The organism is Hydrogenophaga sp. 70-12, from assembly GCF_001897365.1.
Classification (GTDB): Bacteria; Pseudomonadota; Gammaproteobacteria; order Burkholderiales; family Burkholderiaceae_C; genus Hydrogenophaga; species Hydrogenophaga borbori.
On the sequence record NZ_MKSS01000231.1, the window covers coordinates 1 to 4,777 of the forward strand.

5 protein-coding genes are annotated in these 4,777 nt (G+C 71.9%); 3 read left to right on the forward strand and 2 right to left on the reverse strand.

Features of this window, described 5'->3' with window-relative positions; genetic code table 11:
- The coding region (locus tag BGO22_RS13305; protein ID WP_286851238.1) for an RsmB/NOP family class I SAM-dependent RNA methyltransferase at positions 1-900 on the reverse strand (900 nt) is incomplete at its 3' end.
- 36 nt (positions 901-936) lie between these two features.
- On the opposite strand from BGO22_RS13305, the gene BGO22_RS13310 reads away from it, so the two are divergent.
- The 3 genes from BGO22_RS13310 to BGO22_RS13320 all read left to right on the forward strand — a co-directional run bounded on the left by BGO22_RS13310 (position 937) and on the right by BGO22_RS13320 (position 4,068).
- Complete coding sequence (locus BGO22_RS13310; protein WP_070400613.1) at positions 937-2,556, forward strand: peptide chain release factor 3; 1,620 nt, start codon at positions 937-939, stop codon at positions 2,554-2,556.
- Positions 2,557-2,594: 38 nt separating this feature from the next.
- A complete protein-coding gene (locus BGO22_RS13315; protein ID WP_070400614.1) occupies positions 2,595-3,365 on the forward strand; it encodes an AraC family transcriptional regulator in 771 nt (256 codons plus the stop codon).
- A gap of 85 nt (positions 3,366-3,450) precedes the next feature.
- Positions 3,451-4,068, forward strand: coding sequence for a LysE family translocator (locus BGO22_RS13320; RefSeq protein WP_070400615.1), 618 nt, complete (start codon positions 3,451-3,453; stop codon positions 4,066-4,068).
- Between the two features lie 17 nt (positions 4,069-4,085).
- On the opposite strand, the gene purN is transcribed toward BGO22_RS13320, so the two are convergent.
- Positions 4,086-4,682: a phosphoribosylglycinamide formyltransferase gene (purN, locus tag BGO22_RS13325; protein WP_070400616.1), complete on the reverse strand. Its 597-nt coding sequence runs from the start codon at positions 4,680-4,682 to the stop codon at positions 4,086-4,088.
- Between the last annotated feature and the right edge of the window lie 95 nt (positions 4,683-4,777).

A 4,777-nucleotide genomic window follows, 5' to 3' on the forward strand; every position in this document is an offset into this window, starting at 1 on the left:
CGGCGCGTCGACCAGCACCCGATCGATCTTGCCGGCCAGGCGCTTGATGCGCTCGTCGCGCTCGTGCGCGATGGCCACGGGGTGCACGTTGGACAGGCCGCTGCGCGCCAGGCGCGGCTTGAGCGCGTCGAGCCGATGGGCCGAGGTGTCGAAGGCGTAGAGGCGACCGGTGTTGCGCATGGTCGCCCCGATGGCCAGGGTCTTGCCGCCGGCGCCGGCGCAGAAGTCCACCACCATCTCGCCGCGCCTGGCGTCGAGCAGCAGCGCGAGCAACTGCGAGCCTTCGTCCTGCACCTCGAGTTCGCCGTTCACGAAGGCCGGCAGCCGGGCCAGCGAGGGCTTGCCCTGCAGGCGGATGCCCCAGGGCGAATGCGCCGTGGGCTCGGCCTTCAGGCCCGCGGCGCGCAGCGCGGCGAGCGCCGCCTCGCGCTTGGCCTTCAGGGCGTTGACCCGCAGGTCCAGCGGCGCCGGCTGCAGCAGGCTCGCGGCCAGCTCGTCGAAGCCCTCGCCCACCTGCGCGCGCAGGGCGTCGGCCAGCCACTGCGGCAGGTTGTGGCGGTGCGGCGCCAGCCATTCGTCCTCGCGCACCTGGGCGCAGGCGTCCAACCAGACCTTTTCCGGCTCGCTCAGCGCGCTCTTGAGGAAATCGCGGTCGCCCGAGAAGCCCAGGATGGCCAGGCGGCGCCACTTGGAGCCACTGCCCGACCGAGCCAGCCATTCGAACTTGAGGCGCTCACGCAGCGCGGCGTAAACGGTATCGGACAGGGTGGCACGCTCGCGCGGGCCCAGCGACTTGTTCTCGCGGAAATGGCGGGCGACGACGGCGTCGGCGGGGTGGTCAAAACGGAACACGGCCTCGACCAGGGCGGTGCATTCGTCGAGCAGGGCTTTGGGGTGCATGGGGGCGGTATTGTCCCACTGGGATAATCGAGGGCTATGTCTGAAATCCAGGACCAGGTGCGCCGGCGCCGCACCTTCGCCATCATTTCCCACCCCGACGCGGGCAAGACCACGCTCACCGAAAAGCTGCTGCTCTTCTCGGGCGCGATCAACATCGCCGGCAGCGTGAAGGCGCGCAAGGCCGCGCGCCACGCCACCAGCGACTGGATGGAGATCGAAAAGCAGCGCGGCATCTCGGTGGCCTCCAGCGTGATGCAGATGGAATACCGCGACTGCGTCATCAACCTGCTGGACACCCCCGGCCACCAGGACTTCTCTGAGGACACCTACCGGGTGCTGACCGCTGTGGACGCGGCGCTGATGGTGATCGACGCGGCCAACGGCGTGGAGCCGCAGACGCGCCGGCTGCTGCAGGTCTGTCGCGCCCGCAACACGCCCATCATCACCTTCGTCAACAAGATGGACCGCGAGGTGCAGCAGCCGCTGGACCTGATGGACGAGATCGAGCGCGAGCTGGGCATGACGGTGGTGCCCTTCACCTGGCCCGTGGGCATGGGCAAGACCTTCCGTGGCGTGTACGACCGCCGCGCCGAGCAGATGCGCGTCTTCGCCGCCGGCGACGACAAGCGCGGCGGCGAGGAAGAGGTGCTGGCCGGCCTGGACAACCCCGAGAGCGCCACGCGCTTCGGCAGCGAGTTCGCCCAGGCCAAGGACGAGCTGGAACTGGTGGCGGGCGCCTCGCCCGCCTTCGACGAGCAGGCCTTCCTGGGCGGGCATCAGACGCCCATGCTGTTCGGCTCGGCCGTCAACAACTTTGGCGTGCGCGAGGTGCTGGACGCGCTGGTGGACCTGGCGCCGCCGCCCGGACCGCGGCCGGCGATCCAGCGCACCGTCGAGCCCGAGGAGCGCAAGTTCAGCGGCGTGGTCTTCAAGATCCAGGCCAACATGGACCCGGCGCACCGCGACCGCATCGCCTTCGTGCGCGTGGCCAGCGGCCACTTCGAGCGCGGCATGCGCCTGAAGGTGGTGCGCAGCGGCAAGGAGCTGCGCCCCAACACGGTGGTGAGCTTCCTGTCGCAGCGCCGCGAGCTGCTCGACGAGGCCTTCGCGGGCGACATCATCGGCATCCCCAACCACGGCGTGCTGCAGCTGGGCGACACCCTGACCGAGGGCGAGGCGCTGCAGTTCACCGGCCTGCCCTTCTTCGCGCCCGAGATCATCCGCAGCGTGGAGGTGGCCGATCCGCTGCGCAGCAAGCAGCTGCGCGCCGGCCTCACCCAGCTTGGCGAGGAAGGCGCGATCCAGGTCTTCCGCCCGGTGGCCGGCAGCGTGCTGCTGCTGGGCGCCGTGGGCCAGCTGCAGTTCGAGGTGGTGGCCCACCGCCTGGAGCACGAGTACGGCGTCAAGGCGCGCATCACCGGCAGCTCGTACAACGTGGCGCGCTGGGTGACCTGCGCGCCCGAGGACGGCGGCGAGCAGGAGCTCAAGCGCTTCATCGACGCCAACGCCCACCGCGTCGCGCTGGACGCGGTGGACGCGCCCACCGTGCTGCTGGACCACATGGCGACGTTGCGCGCGGTCGAGGCCAACTGGCCGAAAATCAGGTTCCACGCCATGCGCGAGCACGCGGGGCTGGTCTTCCACAAGTCCATGTGACGGCGCCCATCCATCACGTCCAGGTTCGGCCCGGCCCCATGGCCGGCGTGCACGCCGTGCTGACGCACAGCGCCCGCGGCTTCGGCCGGCACTGGCACGACAGCTTCGGCTTCGGCGTGATGGACGAAGGCGCCCACCGGTCCGCCAGCGGCCGCGGCCCGGTGCTCGCGACCGCCGGCAAGCTGATCGCCACCAACCCCGGCGAGGTGCACGACGGCCTGCCCATCGGCGAACAGGCGCGCCGCTGGCGCATGGTGCACGTCAGCCCCGAGGCCATGGCCGCGCTGTCCGACCTGCGGCCCGGCCACGAGATCACCCAGCCGGTGTTCGACGACCCCCTCCTGCACGGAGCCATCCACCGCCTGTTCCTCTGCTGGGACGGCAGCGCCCCTGCCGCGGATCACGCGCTCTGGGACGAGGCCCTGACCAGCGCCTGCGGCCTGCTGGCCCAGCGCCACGGCAACCGCCAGCCGGGCGAATCCGGCCTCGACACCCTGGGCCTGGCCCGGGCGCGCGAGCGCCTGCTCGACGGCCTGGAGCGAGCGCCCGGCCTGGACGAGTTGGCCGGCCTGGCCGGCCTGTCGCGCTTCCAGCTCGTGCGCCAGTTCGCGCGCGCGCACGGTCTGCCGCCCTTGGCCTGGCTGCTGCAGCAGCGGCTGGGCCGTGCGCGGGCGCTGATCGCCGCCGGCACGCCCCTGAGCGAGGCCGCCCTGGCCTGCGGCTTCGCCGACCAAAGCCACCTGAACCGCCACTTCGTGCGCTGCTTCGGCTTCACCCCCGGCGCCTGGCGCCGCGCCTGGCTGCAATAACGTTCAAGACGGCCCGCGCGCGGCGCGCCAGGATTCGCCCAGGGCCCGGTTCATCGGGCCGCCCTGTCGACACCCGGAGCGCCGCATGCCCAGCCTCGAATTCCTCCTCACCTCCGCCGTCGTGGTGGTCACGCCCGGCGCGGGCGTGCTGTTCACCGTCTCCACGGGCCTGTCTCAGGGGCGGCTCGCCAGCGCCTATGCCTCGCTGGGCTGCACCCTGGGCATCCTGCCGCACATGGCCGCCACCGCGCTGGGCCTGGCCGCCGTGATGCACGCGGGCGCCCTGGCCTTCCAGTTGCTGAAGCTGGCTGGCGTGCTCTACCTGCTGTTCCTCGCCTGGATGACCTGGCGCGACCGCTCGGCCTTCGCCGCCGCGGCCCCGGGCACGCCCCCGCAGTCGCCGCTGCGCCTGGTCGTCAAGGCGGTGCTGGTCAACGCGCTCAACCCCAAGCTGACCTTGTTCTTCTTCGCCTTCCTGCCCCAGTTCATGGACCCGGCCAACCCGGCGCCCATGCGGCAGTTCGCCGTGTTGAGCGCGGTCTTCATGCTCATGACACTGGCCGTGTTCGTGGCCTACGGTGCGCTCGCCGACGCCTTCCGCCAGCGCGTGCTGGCCTCGCGGCGCACGCAGGACGCGCTGCGCCGCGGCTTCTCGGCCGCCTTCGCGCTGATGGCGGCCAAGCTCGCGCTGAGCGGGCGCTGAACCGCCCCGGCGGGCCCTCAGCCGCCCGCCAGGCAGCGCTCCACGGCGCGCGGGTAGATCAGGTGCTCCTGCGTGAGCACCCTCGCCGCCAGCGCCTCGGCCGTGTCGCCGGGCAGCACGGGCACCACCGCCTGCGCCAGGATCTCGCCATGGTCGAGCTCGCCGGTGACGCGGTGCACCGTGGCGCCGGCCACGCGGCAGCCCATCTCGATGGCGCGCTGGTGCGTCTTCAGGCCGGGGAAGGCCGGCAACAGGCTGGGGTGGATGTTGAGCAGCCGGCCCTCGTAGTGGCGCACGAAGCCCGGCGTGAGGATGCGCATGAAGCCCGCCAGCAGCACCAGCGCGGGCGCGTGGGCGTCTATGGTGGCCATGAGCGCGGCGTCGAAGGCCTCGCGGTCGGCGTGCCGCTGGTGGTCGACCACCGCGGTGGCCAGCCCGCGTTCGCGGGCCCAGGCCAGGCCGGCGGCGTCGGGCCGGTTGCTCAGCACCGCCACCACGCCCGCGCCAAAGCGCTCGCCCCAGCGATCCCGCGCCGACGCCTCCACCAGGGCGGCCATGTTCGAGCCGCTGCCCGAGATGAGGATGACAATCGGACGGGCTGGGCGCGCTGGCATGGGGCGGGAGTGTAATGAGGCAGGCCGGCGGCTTGTCGCCGCCTCGACACGCAAAAAACGAACGGTCGTGCGAAACTCGATTCACACGCAACCCG